Origin of the sequence: Streptomyces sp. NPDC057486, from assembly GCF_042802415.1 — a bacterium.
Classification (GTDB): domain Bacteria; phylum Actinomycetota; class Actinomycetes; order Streptomycetales; family Streptomycetaceae; genus Streptomyces; species Streptomyces yanii.
Window position 1 is genome coordinate 51968 of record NZ_JBHVEE010000010.1, and the last position, 17416, is coordinate 69383.

A 17416-nucleotide genomic window follows, 5' to 3' on the forward strand; every position below is an offset into this window, starting at 1 on the left:
TGCTGCTGGGTCGAGCAGTGGTGGTGATGCTCAGTCGGGTGTGCTGACCGCATCTGCGGCCGCAAGCCGGCCATCCTGAGCATCACCGTCACCTCGTTCGATCAATCCAGGAACCGGGTTCCTGCTCCTTGTGATCTCACTCGACTGGGCATCCTGAATCGTTTCCCGCCCGGAGGCGACCCCCTTGTGGAGAAGCTGCAGGGCGACCTCCATGGGAGATATCGGTTCCGGTACCGCGAGGACAACATATTCCACGGTCTCCTTCAGGCGATCTCTACGCCTCTTTGATGTGAAGATCAACGGCACTCCTTTCACCGCTTCCCTCTCCGGCCCCGGGAACGCGATCACCTTGAGCCAGGGCACCACCTGTATTCAGGGGGGAACCTTCCACCCCCTGCGCGCCGACCGTGCCGACGACGCCCGGCACCAAGCCGCGAGACCCCATCCCGTCCGGGTTCCTGCACCGTCTTGCAGTGGTCCGGCCCCCCGGTGCGAAGAGAACTAAGGTGGTATAGGGGTCATGTAGGAACGCCCCCGGAGGGGCCATGCGCCGACACCGCACCACCCATCCCGACAGCGCCCAGGAAGCCCTGCTCACCCTCGGGCGTCTTGTCGACGAGGCGCTGGAGCGGATCAGGGTCCAGAGGGCGCGTGTGGAACTGGCCGAGGCATTGCAGCGCCATCTGCTCCCGCCCCAGCTTCCGCAGCTGCCCCGCCTGGCCATCGCGGCTCGCTACACCCCTTCGCATGACGGTCTCGATGTCGGGGGCGACTGGTACGACGCCTTTCCGATGACGAACGGGGTGGTCGGGATCGCCATCGGCGACGTGCAGGGTCACGACGTGGAAGCCATTGCCTTCATGGGACAGGCCCGCACCAGCCTGAGGGCCCTCGCCTGCGCCACGACCGATCCGGGCGAGGTGCTGAGCCGCGCCAATGATCTGCTCATTTCCATGGGCTGCGGCCTTTTCGCGACCTGCTGCTTCCTGACCTTCGACCCGCTCAGCGGCGCGCTCGCCATCTCCCGGGCAGGCCACATTCCGATGGTCTGGGCCACGTCCGCCGGTCACTCCGGCATCATCCTCGACAGCGGCGGCCCGCCCCTCGGAATTCTCCCCGGGGAGATCTATCCGGTGACGCGACGGCGGCTGGAGGAGCCGGGATCGTTGGTCATGGTCACCGACGGGGTGGTGGAAGGGCCGACCTACCCGATCGAGAAAGGGCTGGAGGAGGTGGTGCGGCGGGTGTGCAGCGGTTACGACGGCGACCCCGACGAGCTGGCTCGTGAAGTGGTGAAGGTGGCCGATCTGACGGGCCACTGCGACGATGCCGCCGTCCTCGTCGTTCGATATGCCGGCCTCCCCGGCGCAGGGTAGCCATGGCCCGCGAGGCATGCCCCGCACTGCAACGACCGAGGCGACTCCCGGCGCGTCCTGGCCGGTAGCGCCCTTCCAGGTGGTGTCTGATGACTGCCGTGGTGACCAATCCGGAGCTTCGGCGCAAGGGCGTCGCGACTCTCCTGGCCCTCGCTGTCGCAGCCGTCTACTACGGTGCCGCCCGGCTGGGCCTGCTCGAACAATTGGTGCGCGGACAAGTCACGCCGCTCTGGCCCCCTACCGGCATTGCCCTGGCCGGTCTGCTCGTCTTCGGACTCCGGGTCTGGCCGGGCATTGCGATCGGGGCGTTTCTGGCGAACGTGTTCATCGGGCCGACGGCTCTCACCGTTCTGGTCATCATGGTGGGAAACACGATCGCGCCGGTCTGCTCCTACCTGATGCTGCGGCGTGCGGGGTTCCACAGCGACCTGGACCGGCTGCGCGACGCGCTGGCGCTGGTCTTCATCGGTGCCCTGGGTGGGATGCTCATCAGTGCGACCGTGGGCAGCAGCGTCCTGGTGCTTTCCGGCGCCCTGCCCGCAGGCGATTTCTGGTCCACCTGGTCGGTGTGGTGGACGGGCGACGCCATGGGTGTGCTGGTCGTTGCACCGTTTCTGCTCGTCCTTCGCGGGGCGCGGTGGCCTCGGGGTGTGGCACTCCGGCGGTGGGCCGAAGCGGCAGCCCTGTTGCTCGGCACCCTTGCGATCACGCTCCTGGTGACGGGCGGCAGCAGTGTCACCCTGCTCTTCCTTGTCTTCCCGTTCCTGATCTGGGCCGCGTTCCGCTTCGAACGCGCCGGCGCCGCGTCGTGTGCGCTCGGAGTCTCCACGCTGGCGATTCTGGCCGCAGGTCGCGGCGCCGGTCCTTTCGCCCATGAGGACCTCTTCACCAATATGGTCACGCTCCAGGCCTTCAACGGCGCCACGGCACTGACCGCGCTGCTGCTCGCGGCGGTCATCACCGAGCGAAACCGCACCCACGACGAGATCAAGCGTCTCTGCGCGCGGCTCACCGACATGGTGGCAGCCATGCCGGACCACCCGGTCACCGACCAGTGGCTGACGTCCGACGACACCGACGACCCGGACGGCCGTGCCGACGATCGCTAGTGCTGCGACCGGAAAGGTTTGCCCCGTCGCACCGCCCCGTCGGGCGCGGCATCAGCGGGCTGACAGCACCTCGGCCAGGTCGTACCGCACCACTTCTTCCAGCTGTGCGTAGGTGCAGCTCCCGGGTGTGCGGTCCGGCCGCCACCGGCGGAACTGGGCCGTGTGCCGGAACCGGTCGCCCTCCATGTGGTCGTAACCGACTTCGCACACCCGCTCCGGACGCAGCGCCACCCATGACTGGTCCTTCTTCCCGGACCAGCGGCTCGGGGTACCGGGCAGCCGGACGGTCTCGTGCGCGGCGGCATCCACCCACGCCGCCCACGGATGGTCGGCGAACTCCGTCCGCAACGGTTCCAGCTCGGCGACCAGCTCCTCGCGGCGCTTCATGGAGAACGCCGCGCAGACCCCGACGTGCTGCAGGACGCCCTCGGAGTCGAACAGGCCGAGGAGCATCGAGCCGACGACCGGTCCGCTCTTGTGGAAGCGGTATCCCGCCACCACACAGTCGGCGGTCCGCTCGTGCTTGATCTTGTACATGACGCGGACGTCCGGGCGGTACGGCAGATCCAGCGGCTTGGCGACGACACCGTCGAGCCCAGCACCCTCGTACCGTTCGAACCACTCCTGGGCGACGGTGGGGTCGGTGGTCGCGGGGGCGAGATGGACGGGGGCCGAGGCGCCGGACAGCGTCGCTTCCAGGACGGCTCGGCGGTCCTCCTGCCGGGTGGAGAGCAGCGAGTCGTCGCCCACCGCGAGGATGTCGAAGGCGACCAGACTGGCCGGCGTCTGCTCGGCGAGCAGACGCACCCGTGAACCGGCCGGATGGATGCGTTCGCTGAGCCGGTCGAAGTCCAGTTTCCCGTCGTACGCGACGACGATCTCACCGTCGATCACACAGCGCGGCGGCAGATTCTCCCGGACCGCCGTGACCAGCTCGGGGAAGTACCGGGTGAGCGGCTTGCCGGTGCGGCTGCCGATCACCACCTCGTCGCCGTCGCGGTGCACGATCGCCCGGAAGCCGTCCCATTTGGCCTCGTACTGCATGCCCGGCGGGATCCGGGACACGGACTTGGCGAGCATCGGCTTCACGGGCGGCATCACTGGCAGATCCATGGACCGATTCTTGCCCGGATACCTCGACACGACTCCCGATATGCGGCATATGCGAGCTCTCGGCCTACCGTGGCCCCATGGGCGCTGCGGTGGAGCTGGATGCAGACGGACGGGCGGTACGGCTGTCCAACCCCGACAAGGTGTACTTCCCGGAGAAGGGCTACACGAAGAGGGACGTCGCCGAGTACTTCCTCTCCGTGGGCGCCGGGATCACGCGCGCCCTGCGGGACCGGCCGACCACACTCCAGCGCTTCGTCGACGGTGTCGACGGCGACTTCTTCTACCAGAAGCGCGCCCCGAAGAACCTCCCCGACTGGATTCCCACCGCCCGCATCACCTTCCCCAGCGGCCGGCCCGCCGACGAGATCTGCCCCACCGAACTCGCCGCCGTCCTGTGGGCGGCCAACCTCGGCACACTCACCTTCCACCCCTGGCCGGTGCGGAAGGCCGACACCGACCACCCGGACGAGCTCCGCATCGACCTCGACCCGCAGCCCGGCACGGACTACGCCGACGCGGTCACCGCCGCCCATGAGCTGCGCGTCGTCCTCGACGACCACGGTCTGCGCGGCTGGCCCAAGACCTCCGGCGGCCGTGGCATCCACGTCTTCGTCCCCGTCGAACCCCGCTGGACCTTCACCGACGTCCGTCGCGCGGCGATCGCGGCCGGGCGCGAACTCGAACGCCGGATGCCGGACCGGGTGACCAGCGCGTGGTGGAAGGAGGAGCGCGGTGAACGCATCTTCGTCGACTACAACCAGACCGCCCGCGACCGGACGATCGCCTCCGCCTATTCCGTACGACCTCACCCGCACGCCCTGGTCTCGGCGCCGTTGCGATGGGACGAGATCGACGACGCCGAGCCGCAGGACTTCGACATCCGCAGCATGCCGAAGCGGTACACGGAGGTCGGCGACGTGCACGCGGACATGGACGACCACGCCTTCCGGCTCGACCGGCTGCTGGAACTGGCGGACCGGGACGAGCGGGAGCGCGGGCTCGGCGACATGCCCTACCCGCCGGAGTACCCGAAGATGCCCGGCGAACCCAAGCGGGTCCAGCCGAGCCGCGCCCGGCGCGACGAGGACGGGGAGGCATGAGCGCGCCCGACCTGGAGCCCGTCACGCCGCACGGGGAACACGCCCGCCCCCGGACCCGCGGTGACAGCTGGGCGGCGTTCAAGGAGTCCCCGTATCTGCCCGCCGTCGTGCTGCTGTTCATCATCGCGGCGGCGGCCGGTCTCTTCGCCGGGTCCTACACGTACGCGATGGCCAATCCGACCCCGCGCAACATCCCGGCCGCTGCGATCGGCGGCCTCGACTCGCTGCGCGACAAGGCCTTCCTCGCCCGGCTGGAGGTCGCGCTCGACACCTCGCTGGTGCTGCGCGAGTACGCCACCGAGGCCGAGGCCCGCACCGCACTGGAGGAGCAGAAGGTCTTCGCCGTCCTGCGGTCCGCGAACGGCGGGGTCGCCCTCGATGTCGCGAGCGCGTCCGGAGCCTCGGTCGCCCAGTTGCTCGCGGAGTCCGCACTGAAGGTGGCGGAAGCGACCCATGTGCCGGTCAAGGTCACCGATGTGAAACCACTGCAACGCGGTGATCCCCGAGGCCTTGCTCTCTTCTACATCTCGCTCGCCGCGGTCGTCATCGGCTTCGTCGGCGCCATCCAGCTGAGCGTGCACGCCAAGGGGCTGGAACCGCTGGAGCGGATCGGTTTCACCGTCGCGTACGCGCTGCTCGGCGGTTTCGCGATCGCTGCCGTGGTGGACTGGCTGCTCGGCTCCGTCGATCTGCCGTTCGTCCAGTCGTGGATGATCCTCGCCTTCACGATGTTCACCACGGGCATGGTCTTCACCATGTTCAACACCCTGATGGGGCGTTGGGCGATGATCCCCACCTGGGGACTGATGGTGCTGCTCGGCAACCCGTCCTCCGGCGGAGCGGTGTCCTGGCCGCTGCTGCCGTCGGTGCTGGGCTTCATCGGCCGCTGGCTCCCCCCTGGCGCTTCGGTCAACGCCCAGCACGCCGCCGTCTATTACCAGGGGCACCAGCGGATCTTCCCCTACCTGGTGCTCGCCTGCTGGTCACTGGTCTCCTGCACGGTGTTCTGGGTATGGCGCCACCGGCACCCCGGAGGCCGTGGCCGCATGGCTCAGCATGCGGTCACGGCCTCCTGACCTTCCCCGAGCGCATGCCCGTGCCGTCCGCCGCGGTGGAGCTGGTGATCGTCCCGTCGGCGTTGAGCCCGAGCACCGCGAGTGTGCGTCCCCGTACGGACCTGTGATGTGGTGTGCGGCTGCATGTGGTCGACCATCCTTCTTTGGTCACTGCAACAGCGTGGAGTCACTGCAACAGCCGACGAAGCCAGACCTCATTTCGCGACTCGCCCATGGCTATTGCGGGGTGGAGCGAACCTTGTTCTTAGTGTGAACAAAGGAAGATCCCCGGGCTGCGGTATGGCCGTCCCGGGAGCGACCTGTGCCCCGACGGTCTCCGTAAGTCTCCGTAACACCCGTCCAGCAGTGGGGAGTTCGACATGGATCGCAGGAGCTTCAACCGCCGGTTCCTGGTGGGGGGTGGGATCGCGGCCGCGAGCGGCGTGACATCGTTGTCGCTCGGATCGGTCGAAGCCAACTCGGCGGAGCCCCCGCCGAGGACCGCCCCGGCGGGAGGCGTGATCCGTCATCTCAAGCTGTACGCCGAGAATGTGGCGGACGGGCGGATGGGGTACGGCTTTGAGAAGGGCAAGGCGTCGGTCCCCGGTCCGCTCATCGAGATCAACGAGGGCGACACCCTGCACATCGAGTTCGAGAACACGATGGATGTGGCAGCCGGCCTGCACGTGCACGGCGTCGACTACGACATCGCGAGCGACGGCACCCGGATGAACAACAGCATCGTCGAGCCGGGCGGCACGCGTACGTACACCTGGCGCACCCACGCGCCGGGCCGCCGAAAGGACGGCACGTGGCAGCCCGGCAGCGCGGGCTACTGGCACTATCACGACCATGCCGTCGGGACGGACCACGGCACGGGCGGCATCCGCAAGGGGCTGTACGGCCCCGTGATCGTCCGGCGCAAGGGCGACATCCTGCCGGACAGGACCATCACGATTGTCTTCAACGACATGACGATCAACAACAGAGCGGCCCACGACAGCCCCAACTTCGAAGCCACCGTGGGCGACCGGCTCGAAGTGGTCATGATCACGCACGGCGAGTTCTACCACACGTTCCACATCCACGGTCATCGCTGGGCGGACAACCGCACCGGACTGCTCACCGGGCCCGACGACCCCAGCCGCGTGATCGACACAAAGATCGTCGGCCCGGCGGACTCCTTCGGCTTCCAGGTCATCGCGGGCGAACACGTGGGCGCGGGTGCCTGGATGTACCACTGCCATGTGCAGAGCCATTCCGACATGGGTATGGCCGGACTGCTGCTGGTCGCCAAGGCGGACGGCACGGTCCCCGGCCACGACCCCCATGCCATGCATGACATGAAGGCCGACACACCGATGAACGACAAGGTGACGACCGACAGGACCTGAGGCCGACGGACCGAGGCCGGACGAACCCGGTCAGGGCTCCGTCGGCCCCGTCGCCAGGCGCAGTTGTTCCTCCTCGACGATGCGCCTGGCCAGGCTTCCGTCCGACACGTCCACGGCGTCCGGCGTCGTCTCGGCGACGTCGCTGCGTCGCGCGTACGCGTCGAACAGTTGCTCCTTGCGGGCCAGGATGTCCAGCATTCGCTGGTCGACGCTGTCCGTCGCGAGCAGCCGGTGCACCTGGACCGTGCGTATCTGTCCCATCCGGTGGGCGCGGGCCACGGCCTGGTGCTCCATGGTCGGCTTGATCTGCGGCTCGCAGAGGATGACAACCGACGCGGCCTGCATGTTCAGCCCGACGCCCCCGGCCTGGATCTGGCTCAGCAGGACCGCGTGGCCGTCCACCGTGCTGAACTCGTCGATCAGCTCCTGCCGCCGGGCGGCCGGGACGTTGCCGGAGACCGGCCCGAACACCCCGCTGTCCAGGGCCTCCCCGACCGTGGTGAGCACCTCGCGGAAGTAGGAGAACACGACGACCTTGAGCCCGTTGCCTGCGGCCTCCGTGACCAGCTCGCGCAGCCGGTTCAGCTTTGCGGAGGTCTCCGGGCGGGCGTAAGCGGCCCGGCGCATCCGCATGAACTGTCCGGCGGCGACCGCCTCCCGGTAGGCGTCGAGATCGGCCTCGCTGAATTCCTCCCACTCGTCGACCTGCACCAGCGCCGGGAGTTCGGTCAGCACATCCTCCTGGTTGCGCCGCAGATAGGCGGGCGCGACGGCGCGGCGGAAGGCGTGCGACCCGGCGAGCCCGTGGGTGGTCCTGATCGACGGTGCGAGTTCGGGCTGGAGATGGCGGACCAGACTGCGGAACTCCTCGACCCGGTTCTCCATCGGCGTACCGGTCAGGAACAGCACCCGTTCGGTGCGTCCCGCCCAGCCGGAGACCGCGCGCGAGCGGCGGGTGGCGGGGTTCTTGACGTAGTGCGCCTCGTCGACGACGAGCATGCCGGGCCGCTTCCCGCCGTCCCGGGCGGCCGGGAGGGTGTGCAGGGCATCGAAGGTGGTGAGGGCGACCCCGCCGCGCTCGCGCCAATCGGCGAACGCCTCCTGCCGCTCGGGGCCGTGCACCGGCAGCACCCGCAGGGTGGACCGGGTCCGGAGCTCCCGCACCCAGTTGATCAGCACGCTTGCCGGACAGACCACCAGGAAGTGCGTCTCGCCCCGTGCCGAGAGGTGCGCGATCGCGGCGATCGCCTGCACGGTCTTCCCGAGCCCCATCTCGTCGCCGAGGATCACCCGCTTCTGAGCGAGCGCGAAGCGCGCCCCGAACGACTGGTAGCCCCGCAGCGAGACCCTCAGATGCGCATCGTCGAGCCGCAGCCCGCGTACCCGGTCGGCGATCCCCGACGGGAGGAACCCCTCGGCGGCGTCCCGGTCGGGGTGCGTGCCCGACATCTCGGCGAGCAGGCTGTAGTACTCGGCGGACCGCAGCTCGAAGTCGACCCACGCAGCGAGGTCCGACTCCGGGGTGCGCAGCAGATCGACCGACACCTGCCCGAACAACAGCGGAAGCCCGCGCTCCGTCGCCTCCGCGACCACGGTCCGGACAGAGGAGACGGCAGTGAGCGCCGCCGTGCGGGCCTGCCGACGGGCGAACAGCATGCGCAACCGACCGCGGGCCGGTTCGGCCTCGGTGAGCAGCGGCTCCAGCTGCCCGAAGAGCCGGCGCGCCGCGTCCACGGCCCGCCGGACGTCCGGACCCGCCTCGACCAACCGGTGCAACGCCATGACGAGGGCGGTCGTGGACTCGTCGGGTGCCTCGACGTCGATCCGGACGGCGACCGTGTCCCGGACCGCGTGCGCGATCTGGCCCGCGGCGGCGAGCGCCTGATCGGCGGTCTGCGCACCGACGCCGGGGATCTGGCGGAGCTCGTACCGATTGGCCTCATGGACCTGACCGACCGTCGTATAGCCGGCCTGCTCGACCGCGCCGAGGCGCAGTCGGCCCTCGGTGACGTCCTTGAGCCGGGAGACCGGGATCGCGGCCAGCTCACGGTGGATCAGGGAGTCGAGGACCGGGGCAAGGGCAGCGTGTATGGCATCGGTCGCGCGGGTGTGGTCGGCCAGCACGGCACGCGCCGCGTCGAGCAGCCGCTCGGCCTCTGCGATCAGCTCCCGGGCCGCCTTCCCCGTCGGCGCCCCGGTGTCCCTCGCCCCGGTACCGGTCTCCCCGGCCTCTGTCATGTGCGTTCCTCTGTCCGCGCAGCCCCGCTGCCGCCTTGCCCGGCAGCTGCCCGAGTGAGACATATCGTGCCATGGGCCGATGGCGGTGCGGGCCCGGCGGAGCGAGCGCCCCGGTGCGCGGTCAGGACGCGGGCGGACGGCGTTCGGCCGAGGGCGGCAGCAGGACCTCCAGTGCCTTGGCGCAGGACCGTGCCTGCACCAGGAACCACTCGGTGCGCGCCTCCGGGCGGAGACCGTGCTTCCGGCACCGGGGGCGCGGCGGGGGCGGGCGGACAGTCCGCTTGGCCGGCGGGGGCTGTGCCGTACGCACCCGGCCGTGAGCGAACACCTCGTCCGCTGACGGATCACCAAGTAGGACCCCGCCGACCGCGATACATACGAGGGGCGGACTTCCGACACACGCCCTGGGATCCCTCCCGGCAAGCTTTGCCCCGTCGCAAACATTGCCGGTCAAGGCACTAGTCGCCGAGGTCGAACACCGACCAGTCCGTGCCTTTGCGCTCCCGCAGATAGATCCGGGAGCCACGGCAGACCACCGCGTTCCGGCCCGGCACGCGGCCGTCCGGCCGGGCCAGCAGCGTCCCGCGCTCTTCCGCCTCGACAGCCGTCTCGGCGATCCGGCCGTGTTCCAGCCTCCCGTTGCCGGTCAGGAAGGCGACCCGTTCGCCGTTCACCGCGAGACCGCGCACACCGCGCACCGATGTGGGGCGCACGTGTACGGTCCCGTCGCCGAGCACCTCGATCAGCGGGTAGTACATGTACGGGCAGGCCCAGGCAGTCCCGCCGTCGACGTTCAACGCCACGCAGTCCGACATGTCGATGAGCCCGGGGCCGGGGCGGAACGACCAGAGCGGCTCGCCGGTGCTGCTCCAGCGGCGCAGACCGGGATGGCTGAGTGGATCATCGCCGTAGACCCCCTCATCGAAATAGCCCGCCCATAGACCCCCCGCCTCGTCGGCGATCAGATGCTCGATGGCGTCGCCCATCCGGAATGTCCAGGACGACCGTCCCAGCGCGTCGAAGACCTGCACGTGCTGCCTGTCGACGGTGCTGCGCTTCTCCGCCAGTACGAATCCGCCGTCCGGGAGCGCGTCGAAGGCGGGGCAGTACAGCTGCACCGCGCCGAGGTGTGTCTCGTACACACGGCCGTCGTCCGCGGTGACCACTGTGGCTTCGTACGGATCGGATGTGCCTTGCCCGGGGTTGCGCTCACTCAGCAGCCAGTGCGCGCGGCCGTACGCGTCGACGGTGCTGCTCATCATGTGCAGACCCCGGTAGGTGTGCGGCAGACGGGCGTACGGGGTCAGGGGTGTGGACTCCATGGTGCTCCTCGGCAGGAAAGCAGGAACGCGGAACGTGAACCGGGCGGCTGCGGGGCATGCGCAGGTGCCGGCGGCGCGTGGGCCGAGGGGCGGAGCAGAGGGCGCCTACGAGGCATGAGCCTTTCTGATGGTCATGCGCCGATCATCCATGAGGGCCGGGCCGCAGCGCAATGGTTTCCAGCGTTGCGCAGTCTGCGGTTGTCCGTGCCCGGTGCCAGACTCGGATGGTCAGGAGAAACCCCTGCAGTGCACACGCGGGACTCGCTGAAGGAGCGCACCATGCTCACCACCGGTTTTGTCACCGGATCCCCCAACTGGCTCGATCTCGGCACGCCCGACCTCGACCGGGCCACCACCTTTTACCAGGGCCTCTTCGGCTGGGACTTCGTTCCCGGCGGTCCCGAGACCGGGGGGTACGGGATGTTCATGCTGGACGGGAAATCGGTCGCGGGCGCCATGACCGTCACCGCGGAGCAGGCGAAGTCGTCCTGGTCGGTCTACTTCCAGACCCCCGACGTCGATGCCACCGCCAAGGCGGTCGAGCAGGCCGGCGGCGCGGTGCCCTTCCAGCCGATGGATGTCCTCGACTTCGGTCGGATGGGCGGCTTCACGGACCGGGGCGGCGCGTACTTCGGGACCTGGCAGCCGAAGAAGAACACCGGCCTGGGCGCGGTGGGCGTGCCGCGCTCGCTCTGTTGGACCGAGCTGTACACCCCGGACGTGCCCGCGGCCGCCGCGTTCTACGGGAGAGTCTTCGGGTGGGAGACCCATCAGGTTGCGTACCCCGGCGGCGGCGGGTCCTACACTCTGATCCGCACCAAGGGTGGCAGTGAGCATGCCGATTTCGGCGGGCTCGTACCTCTCGACGCCGTTGCGACCCAGGGTGTCCTGGGTCCGCACTGGCTGCCGTACTTCGAGGTGGACGACTGCGACGCCACGGTCGCGGACGTGGAGCGGCTGGGCGGCAAACTGACGCTGGAGCCGATGGAGATGGAAGGCGTGGGCAAGTTCGCCAACGTCGCCGATCCGTACGGGGCGCAGTTCGCCGTGATCAAGAGCTCCGACGCGTCGGAAAGCTGACCGGAGGACGCACCGGCCACGCATTGATGCGGCGTTGATCAGTCGTTTATCGCGACCGGGCACTGTGTGTGCCATGCTGATCAACACCGTGACCGACCCCGCACTCGCCTGGCAGGAGACGGCGCTCTGCGCGCAAGCGGGACCCGAGTTCTTCTTCCCTGCCCCCGGCAGCTCCACACGTGAGGCGAAGCAGCTGTGCAACGCCTGCGAGGGCCGGGTGGCATGCCTGGAGTACGCCCTCGACAACGACGAACGGTTCGGCGTCTGGGGCGGACTCTCGGAGAAGGAGCGGGAGCGGCTGCGCAGAGTTGAGCGCGACCGAGCCTGAACCTCCTTGTTCCGTACCGCAGTTCAGCCCTCCGCAGTCCTGGGGCCGCATCTCCAGAGGGCCGAGTTGAGCGACTGCGACTGCAACTACGTCGTCGTCGGGGCGGGATCGACCGGCTGTGCCGACCGAGCGCCGCGCATCACCCGCGGCCGCACCCACCGTCGCCGGGCGGGCGGCCGAAATAATTCGTGACGCCGCGCGGGTGACAGATGGTTAAGATCTCCCCAATGCCCGGACGTAGCGCAGAGGCAGGCGCACCGCCTTGCCAAGGCGGGTACGCCGGTTCGAATCCGGCCGTCCTGGCAGGTCGCCCCCTCGGGGCCCCGTAGCGCAGAGGCAGTCGCGTCCGCATGGCATGCGGAAGGACGCCGGTTCGAATCCGGTCGGGACCACGAGGGGGCGGAGCCATGGAGAGCGGCATCACGGACGAGGAACTGGCAGCCTTCGACCGCCTCGTCGGCCGACTCCGGGCACTGCCCGTCGACGACCCCGCCCGGCTCCGCGCGGAACAGGTCGCCTCCTCGTTCGCCCGCGACGGCCGGCTGGGACGGCGCAGAATCCGCGGCGAGCGGCGGACCGAGGCCGACGCCGCCGTGATCTCGGCGACGGCGACCGGCGCGGCCGACCGGCGCGAGGACGCCCCGCTGGACCCCGGCGCGGTTTCCGCCGGTCCGGCGGGAACACTGGCGCGGGCCCGCCGCTGCTACATCTGCAAGACCCCGTACCGGCAGGTCGACGCCTTCTACCACCTGCTCTGCCCGGACTGCGCGGCGGAGAACAGGTCCCGCCGCGCGCTCTCCACCGACCTTTCGGGACGCCGGGCCCTGCTCACCGGAGGCAGGGTCAAGATCGGCTTCCAGCTGGCGCTCATGATGCTCAGGGACGGCGCCGAACTCGTCGTCACCACCCGCTTCCCGCACGACACCCTGCGCCGCTTCCGGGCCGTCCACGACAGCCCGAAGTGGCTCAACCGGCTCACCGTCGCCGCCGTCGACCTCCGTGACCCGCGCCAGGTCCTCGGCCTGTGCGAGCAGTTGCGGGATACGGGCGAGCCGCTCGACATCCTGATCAACAACGCCGCCCAGACCGTTCGCCGCCCGCCCGGGTCGTACGCGCTGCTGGCGGCGGGGGAGTACGGGTCACTGCCCGCCGGTGTGCTCCGCGCCCCCGGGTACGCGGCCATGACCGCCCTCGCAGGACCTTCCGCGTCGAGCGCACTGGGGCTGGTGCTCCCCGACGCCGAGCAGACCGGACTGCCGGACGGTGTCGACCGAGTGGGGCTGCCTCCCGGCGTCGACGAGGCCGGCCTGCTGCCGGACACCGCGCCCGTGAACTCCTGGTCCGCGCGGATCGGTGAACTGGACCCCGCCGAAGTCCTGGAGACGCAGCTCGTCAACTCCCTGGCCCCCGCGTTCCTCTGCGACCGGCTGCTCCCGCTCCTGCTGGCTTCCCCGCGGCCGCGCCGCTACATCATCAATGTGACGGCGGTGGAGGGCCGGTTCGCGGTACGGAACAAGACGGGTGGCCACCCGCACACCAACATGGCGAAGGCAGCACTCAATATGCTGACTCGCACCAGCGGCGCCGAACTCGCCGCTCAGGGCGTCCATATGTGCGCCGTCGACACCGGCTGGATCACCGACGAGAACCCGGTGCCGAAGAAGGAGCGGATCGCCGCCGGAGGCTTCCGTACCCCGCTCGACATCGTGGACGGCGCCGCCCGCGTCTACGATCCGATCGTGCGTGGCGAGGCAGGGTCGCCCGTCTCGGGCGTCTTCCTCAAGGACTACCGGGAAGCGGAATGGTGAAGGGTGGCCGCACGCGCACTGCGGCCCCGGAGGGCGACGACCGGGATCAACTGATACACCACCGGACAGGCCGGCCCTCGCGATCGAGGAGGTCGGCATCGCCGTTCCTCGGCGACCCGGCCGACCGGCAGTGATCAATCGAGGCGGGACACCTGGTAGTGACTGATGTACCAGCCGTCCTCCACGCGCTTGACCAGGACGCCGAGATTGACGCCGAGCGTGGGACGGTCGGTGAACGAGAAGTCGACGCTCAGGTAACCGAGCACGAGGTCGTCGGCGGGCCGCCTGGTTTCGAGAATCCGATACGCGGCCGTCAGCCCGAGGGGCTGGGAATCGTAGTAGTCGGCGACGCCCTGCCGGCCGACGCTGTAGGGGCGCAGGCCCTGGAAGATCGCGTCCTCGGTGAAGTGGGAGGCGACCCGCTGCGGTTCGTGCCCGTCGACGGCTGCTTTCCACTGGTCGAGGACACCGCGCAGGATCGCTTCGCTGTCTGTCGTGCTGTTCATCAGGGTTCTCCTGTCGGGTGGAATGAGTTCAGGGCTGCTGGGTCGGGCCGGTCATGACGCCGGCCGCAGGTTCGGCCGTCGCGTGCCGCAAGCCTGTGCCGGTTGTCGGCGGGCCGGGTTCCGTATGCTTCGACGACCATCCGGCGAGGCGCAGGTGACGACTGCGGCCCTGGCCCTGGGAGCTCATGATGACCGTCCCCGAAACTGAAGTGGTTGCATTGCTAGCCGACCGGTCGGCTATTTCAATGTAGACGACCGGTCGAGAATGAGTCAACGGGCGCCCGGGCCGGTTCCCGCACGTACTTCTCCGCGGCCGGCGGGCGCAGACTCCCGGCCTGGAGGCCGAGCCGCTCCAGGTCCTCGGTCCGCACCCAGCACACCGCGAGGTCCTTGAGCCGGGAGGGGGTCGCTCCGCCGGTCAACGCTCGATCGTCGTTCGGTCGTCGTCGCGACCTGCCATGGACTCGGATGCTGCGATGAAGGCTCGTACGAGGGGACGGTTGTCTCCGCGGCGGGTGGCCATGAAGATTCGGCTCACCGCAGGAGGCCCGTCGAGCTCGAGCCTTCGGGCGCCTGCGGGCAGCAGCGACGTGACGCTGTAGGGGGCGATGGTGACGCCGAGGCCGGCGGCCACGAACATGATGATGGTGTGCCAGTTCGAACACTCCTGCGTGGCCTGGACGTCGATGCCGGCGTCACGCAACGACTGCGTGTTCACGTCGAACGCGTGAGCCCCTGCTGAACGCGGGAACAGGATCAGCGGGTCAGCTGCCAGCGCCGCTGGTTTCACATGGTCACCCCCCGCGGCGGGGTGCCCTGCGGGGATGACGGCGACGAACCGCTCCGTTGCCAGTAGGAAAAGGTCGATGTCGTCCCGCTCCTCAGCATCCCGCACGATCCCGACGTCGGCCGTCCCCCGCTCCAGGGCCGCCAGGACGTCGACGGTGAAGCCGTCGTGAAGTTTGACCTGGACGTCCGGGCGGCGTCGGGAGAATTCGCGGAGCCGTTCGCCGACGATCGAGGTGGCAGAGGTGATGAAGGCGACATCCAGGCGACCGGCCTCGCCGCGGCCGACCCGGCCGGCTTCCTCGAGGTCGGCGGCCAGGCGGCCCAGAAGGTCCCTCGCTCGTGGCTGGAACGTCGCTCCCGCGTCTGTGAGGTGGACGCTTCGCGAGGTCCGCCGGAACAGCTCGACGCCGAGGATCTTCTCAAGCTGTCTGATCTGCTGGGACAGGGCCGGCTGGGCTATGTGCAGTCGCTGGGCGGCCCGTCCGAAGTGGAGTTCCTCGGCCACGGCCAGGAAGTACCGCAGATGACGGAACTCGATTCGCTGATCCATAGGTCGAGCTTATTGATAGCGGTCAGGCTGTGTATTGGACATATGGGTGAGTGGGTCCGGAAACTACCGGGAAACTACACCGGAAAGGGAACCAGTCCGATGCCGTACATCTCTGCCCCGACCGTGGTCTCCTCGATCGCCTCACAGAGTGACGCCGACGCCTTCCGCACGCTGAACGAGGAGTGGATCTCGCGCCTGTTCACCCTGGAGGAAGAGGACCGGGCCGTTCTCGGGGATCCGTTCGGCCGCATCGTGGGCCTGGGCGGCGACGTGCTCCTGGCGCACGAGCGGGACAGCGGCACTGTCGTCGGGTGTGTCGCACTACTGGCCTATCCGGACGCCGTGTTCGAGCTGGCGAAGATGGCCGTGACGCCCGACGCGCAGGGCCACGGCATCGGCCGCCAACTCATCGCCGCAGCGATCGACCGCGCCCGCGCACTCGGTGGGGCCCGGCTGTTCCTCGGTACGAACAGCAAGCTCGCCCCCGCCATCCACCTCTACGAGAACGCCGGGTTCGTCAGGATCACCCGCGACCGTCTCCCGGTGGCCGACTACTTCGCCCGCGCCGACACCCTCATGGAACTGAAGTGACGCCCCGGCCCGGCGCCCGGAATCTGCCTCGCGCCGGCCCCGCCTTCATCGGCACGTCGCGCGGCGACCGCCTGCTCCACGTCGGTGGCGTCCCATGGAAGATCCTTCTGCGGGCCTCTGCTGTCTGATCACCCCTCAGGTGCGGAGAGCGGCGTCGAGATCGCGAATGAACTCTCCCACACGCCCGCCTCCGGGAGGTGCGGCGGGAAAACGGCCGAGCACCGCGGTGACGGATGGTGGCGCGTGATGACGCGCCCATTCAAGGGCCCCCGCGGCGACACTCCGGTCCTCTCCGGAGGCCAACTCTTCGGCACGCGCCGCATGCGCTGCCGCACCGAGAATGTGCTTGACCTGATGAGCGTCTGCCAGGGGATGAAGGAACGCGGCGCCGGCCGCGTGGCTTGCCGCCCGTGCCGCGTCGACCGCAGCGGGTGAATCGGCTTCCCGTGCCGCCCTGAACGCCGCCCAACCGCTCTGCCGCAGAGCGGCCGTGCGCCGGCCGCCCCCGGCGAAAGCGCGTGCTGCGTCGATGGCGTCACGAGGTCGCGTGTCAGCAGGACGACTCTGTTCGTAGATCGACAGCGCCCTGCTCGCACAATCAGCCGCGTAGCCCGTGACTTCACGAAGTTCGTGTTCGCTCAGCTCAATCCTGTCTGACCCAATCGGCACGGCTCAATCTTGCCGCAGGTCGCCGGAGTTCGTGAAGCACTCGCTGCGTGCCGGGTCGGTGACATCCTTGTGGTGACCACGGTCGACCGGCTCGCCCGATCCATCCGGGACGCCCGCGACACCGTCCGTGCCGTCGAGATGTGGACACCGACGTGGGCGCAGTGATCAACACTGCCGCGGGGGCCTGAGCCGGTCCCGCTGCTGTCGTCCGGTCCGACACGGTGCCCGAGGAACTCCTCGTGGCACCGGGCCGGGGCTCGGCGGGGTCCCGCGAGCAGGGCGGGCCGATCCGGGCTCGGCCGACAGGCCGCCGCGGCCGCCGTCCACGCGGCAGTCGTCGACGGTGAGGGCGGGGGCTCGCTCGTCACCGCGGCTGCCGCGCTGCTCG

General features: G+C 69.4%; 17 protein-coding genes and 2 tRNA genes. 12 read left to right on the top strand and 7 right to left on the bottom strand.

All coding sequences use genetic code 11. From position 1 onward, the window contains the following. Positions 1–30: 30 nt before the first annotated feature. On the bottom strand, positions 31–363 hold the full coding sequence (locus tag ACFU6I_RS07660) for a hypothetical protein (RefSeq protein WP_384362758.1): 333 nt from the start codon (positions 361–363) through the stop codon (positions 31–33). 182 nt (positions 364–545) lie between these two features. Here ACFU6I_RS07660 and ACFU6I_RS07665 point away from each other — a divergent pair, with 182 nt between their 5' ends. Together ACFU6I_RS07665 and ACFU6I_RS07670 are read left to right on the top strand one after the other, a co-directional pair. Further along, positions 546–1376 (top strand): PP2C family protein-serine/threonine phosphatase, encoded by an 831-nt coding sequence (locus ACFU6I_RS07665; RefSeq protein WP_384362760.1) that lies wholly within the window; start codon positions 546–548, stop codon positions 1374–1376. Positions 1377–1465: 89 nt separating this feature from the next. Next, positions 1466–2485, top strand: coding sequence for an MASE1 domain-containing protein (locus ACFU6I_RS07670; protein ID WP_384362762.1), 1020 nt, complete (start codon positions 1466–1468; stop codon positions 2483–2485). Positions 2486–2536: 51 nt separating this feature from the next. On the opposite strand, the gene ACFU6I_RS07675 is transcribed toward ACFU6I_RS07670, so the two are convergent. Then, a complete protein-coding gene (locus ACFU6I_RS07675; RefSeq protein WP_384362764.1) occupies positions 2537–3598 on the bottom strand; it encodes an ATP-dependent DNA ligase in 1062 nt (353 codons plus the stop codon). 77 nt (positions 3599–3675) lie between these two features. On the opposite strand from ACFU6I_RS07675, the gene ligD reads away from it, so the two are divergent. From ligD to ACFU6I_RS07690, 3 genes are all read left to right on the top strand, one after another. Beyond that, positions 3676–4698 carry a non-homologous end-joining DNA ligase gene (ligD, locus tag ACFU6I_RS07680; protein ID WP_384362766.1) on the top strand — a complete coding sequence of 341 codons (1023 nt, stop codon included), beginning with the start codon at positions 3676–3678 and terminating at the stop codon, positions 4696–4698. Beyond that, positions 4695–5774, top strand: a complete 1080-nt coding sequence (locus tag ACFU6I_RS07685) for an ABC transporter permease (RefSeq protein ID WP_384362768.1) — start codon at positions 4695–4697, stop codon at positions 5772–5774. Before ligD ends, ACFU6I_RS07685 begins: the two co-directional genes overlap by 4 nt. A 359-nt stretch (positions 5775–6133) precedes the next feature. Further along, complete coding sequence (locus tag ACFU6I_RS07690) at positions 6134–7147, top strand: multicopper oxidase domain-containing protein (RefSeq protein ID WP_384362770.1); 1014 nt, start codon at positions 6134–6136, stop codon at positions 7145–7147. A 30-nt stretch (positions 7148–7177) separates the two neighbouring features. Here the strand turns inward: ACFU6I_RS07690 and ACFU6I_RS07695 are convergent, their stop codons facing one another. Both ACFU6I_RS07695 and ACFU6I_RS07700 read right to left on the bottom strand, forming a co-directional pair. Continuing rightward, positions 7178–9385, bottom strand: coding sequence for a DEAD/DEAH box helicase (locus ACFU6I_RS07695; protein WP_384362772.1), 2208 nt, complete (start codon positions 9383–9385; stop codon positions 7178–7180). A 458-nt stretch (positions 9386–9843) separates the two neighbouring features. Beyond that, positions 9844–10707: a hypothetical protein gene (locus ACFU6I_RS07700; protein ID WP_384362774.1), complete on the bottom strand. Its 864-nt coding sequence runs from the start codon at positions 10705–10707 to the stop codon at positions 9844–9846. Positions 10708–10986: 279 nt separating this feature from the next. On the opposite strand from ACFU6I_RS07700, the gene ACFU6I_RS07705 reads away from it, so the two are divergent. From ACFU6I_RS07705 to ACFU6I_RS07725, 5 genes are all read left to right on the top strand, one after another. After that, entirely contained in the window at positions 10987–11787 is an 801-nt protein-coding gene (locus ACFU6I_RS07705; RefSeq protein ID WP_384362776.1) for a VOC family protein, read from the top strand. 73 nt (positions 11788–11860) lie between these two features. After that, positions 11861–12115 (top strand): WhiB family transcriptional regulator, encoded by a 255-nt coding sequence (locus ACFU6I_RS07710; protein WP_327243128.1) that lies wholly within the window; start codon positions 11861–11863, stop codon positions 12113–12115. Positions 12116–12346: 231 nt separating this feature from the next. After that, positions 12347–12418, top strand: a tRNA-Gly gene (locus ACFU6I_RS07715). 16 nt (positions 12419–12434) lie between these two features. Continuing rightward, positions 12435–12507 (top strand) — tRNA-Ala (locus tag ACFU6I_RS07720). A gap of 15 nt (positions 12508–12522) precedes the next feature. Continuing rightward, positions 12523–13923, top strand: coding sequence for an SDR family NAD(P)-dependent oxidoreductase (locus tag ACFU6I_RS07725; protein WP_384362778.1), 1401 nt, complete (start codon positions 12523–12525; stop codon positions 13921–13923). A gap of 134 nt (positions 13924–14057) precedes the next feature. On the opposite strand, the gene ACFU6I_RS07730 is transcribed toward ACFU6I_RS07725, so the two are convergent. Together ACFU6I_RS07730 and ACFU6I_RS07735 are read right to left on the bottom strand one after the other, a co-directional pair. After that, a complete protein-coding gene (locus ACFU6I_RS07730) occupies positions 14058–14429 on the bottom strand; it encodes a YybH family protein (protein ID WP_376667478.1) in 372 nt (123 codons plus the stop codon). A 418-nt stretch (positions 14430–14847) separates the two neighbouring features. Further along, positions 14848–15768 (bottom strand): LysR family transcriptional regulator, encoded by a 921-nt coding sequence (locus tag ACFU6I_RS07735; RefSeq protein ID WP_384362780.1) that lies wholly within the window; start codon positions 15766–15768, stop codon positions 14848–14850. Positions 15769–15867: 99 nt separating this feature from the next. Here ACFU6I_RS07735 and ACFU6I_RS07740 point away from each other — a divergent pair, with 99 nt between their 5' ends. Beyond that, positions 15868–16359 carry a GNAT family N-acetyltransferase gene (locus ACFU6I_RS07740; protein ID WP_384362782.1) on the top strand — a complete coding sequence of 164 codons (492 nt, stop codon included), beginning with the start codon at positions 15868–15870 and terminating at the stop codon, positions 16357–16359. 135 nt (positions 16360–16494) lie between these two features. On the opposite strand, the gene ACFU6I_RS07745 is transcribed toward ACFU6I_RS07740, so the two are convergent. After that, the gene (locus ACFU6I_RS07745; protein ID WP_384362784.1) at positions 16495–17028 is read right to left on the bottom strand and encodes a putative immunity protein; all 534 of its coding nucleotides are present in this window, start codon (positions 17026–17028) and stop codon (positions 16495–16497) included. 9 nt (positions 17029–17037) lie between these two features. Here ACFU6I_RS07745 and ACFU6I_RS07750 point away from each other — a divergent pair, with 9 nt between their 5' ends. Then, entirely contained in the window at positions 17038–17193 is a 156-nt protein-coding gene (locus tag ACFU6I_RS07750; protein ID WP_384362786.1) for a recombinase family protein, read from the top strand. Positions 17194–17416 lie beyond the last annotated feature (223 nt).

Coding starts and splice junctions, on each gene's coding strand:
- ACFU6I_RS07665 (WP_384362760.1), top strand. CDS start 546: ATGCGCCGACACCGCACCACCCATCCCGACAGCGCCCAGGAAGCCCTG.
- ACFU6I_RS07670 (WP_384362762.1), top strand. CDS start 1,466: ATGACTGCCGTGGTGACCAATCCGGAGCTTCGGCGCAAGGGCGTCGCG.
- ACFU6I_RS07675 (WP_384362764.1), bottom strand. CDS start 3,598: ATGGATCTGCCAGTGATGCCGCCCGTGAAGCCGATGCTCGCCAAGTCC.
- ligD (WP_384362766.1), top strand. CDS start 3,676: ATGGGCGCTGCGGTGGAGCTGGATGCAGACGGACGGGCGGTACGGCTG.
- ACFU6I_RS07685 (WP_384362768.1), top strand. CDS start 4,695: ATGAGCGCGCCCGACCTGGAGCCCGTCACGCCGCACGGGGAACACGCC.
- ACFU6I_RS07690 (WP_384362770.1), top strand. CDS start 6,134: ATGGATCGCAGGAGCTTCAACCGCCGGTTCCTGGTGGGGGGTGGGATC.
- ACFU6I_RS07695 (WP_384362772.1), bottom strand. CDS start 9,385: ATGACAGAGGCCGGGGAGACCGGTACCGGGGCGAGGGACACCGGGGCG.
- ACFU6I_RS07700 (WP_384362774.1), bottom strand. CDS start 10,707: ATGGAGTCCACACCCCTGACCCCGTACGCCCGTCTGCCGCACACCTAC.
- ACFU6I_RS07705 (WP_384362776.1), top strand. CDS start 10,987: ATGCTCACCACCGGTTTTGTCACCGGATCCCCCAACTGGCTCGATCTC.
- ACFU6I_RS07710 (WP_327243128.1), top strand. CDS start 11,861: ATGCTGATCAACACCGTGACCGACCCCGCACTCGCCTGGCAGGAGACG.
- ACFU6I_RS07725 (WP_384362778.1), top strand. CDS start 12,523: ATGGAGAGCGGCATCACGGACGAGGAACTGGCAGCCTTCGACCGCCTC.
- ACFU6I_RS07730 (WP_376667478.1), bottom strand. CDS start 14,429: ATGAACAGCACGACAGACAGCGAAGCGATCCTGCGCGGTGTCCTCGAC.
- ACFU6I_RS07735 (WP_384362780.1), bottom strand. CDS start 15,768: ATGGATCAGCGAATCGAGTTCCGTCATCTGCGGTACTTCCTGGCCGTG.
- ACFU6I_RS07740 (WP_384362782.1), top strand. CDS start 15,868: ATGCCGTACATCTCTGCCCCGACCGTGGTCTCCTCGATCGCCTCACAG.